The sequence below is a fragment of the Acetomicrobium sp. S15 = DSM 107314 genome (assembly GCF_016125955.1).
GTDB classification, from domain to species: domain Bacteria; phylum Synergistota; class Synergistia; order Synergistales; family Thermosynergistaceae; genus Thermosynergistes; species Thermosynergistes pyruvativorans.
In genome coordinates, this window is the sequence record NZ_JADEVE010000238.1 from 1 (window position 1) to 472 (window position 472).

General features: G+C 54.7%; 2 protein-coding genes and 1 pseudogene. All 3 read left to right on the forward strand.

The window, feature by feature from the left end:
- Window positions 1–14: 14 nt before the first annotated feature.
- A pseudogene (locus EZM41_RS14675) lies at window positions 15–122 on the forward strand (hypothetical protein); the annotation flags it as partial.
- 14 nt (window positions 123–136) lie between these two features.
- Complete coding sequence (locus tag EZM41_RS14680; RefSeq protein ID WP_446697819.1) at window positions 137–259, forward strand: hypothetical protein; 123 nt, start codon at window positions 137–139, stop codon at window positions 257–259.
- A gap of 134 nt (window positions 260–393) precedes the next feature.
- Window positions 394–472, forward strand: a 79-nt coding sequence (locus tag EZM41_RS14685) for a hypothetical protein (RefSeq protein WP_446697821.1), incomplete at its 3' end; no start/stop codon positions are given.

Genomic DNA, 472 nt, shown 5'->3' on the forward strand with positions numbered 1-472 from the left:
TCGACCTGAACATAGTGAATACCATCTTTTTCTTCGCTGGAATTGCCCTTCACGGCACAATGGCAGACTATGTTCAGGCGGTAAAAGACGCCACTCCAGGGGTTAGCGGCATAATTTTTCAATTCCCTCTCTTTTTTTGGCCTCAATCATTGTTTTTTCCTTCATTCACTTTATACCGGGAGATCCAGCTGTCGTCATGTTGGGGGATATGGCCACGCCCGAACAAGTGCAACAACTGAGAGAGGCTTTCGGAAGGTGATATCGCCGAGTTCGGCGAAGCTGCGCGCTTGGCGAGGCAGTGGGTTTTAACCATGACCACAGCAGCCAACAGCGGGCACCCAGCTCGCGGCCGAGGAGTGCTTTTCTTCGACCTGCCACGGGGCAGGGCGCGTAATGAGCAGGCACGCTGCGAGGAAGGCCACAGACGGCGCCTCGGTGGTAAAAAGCCTTGCCAGGCAGGGTGTGGTCGTAA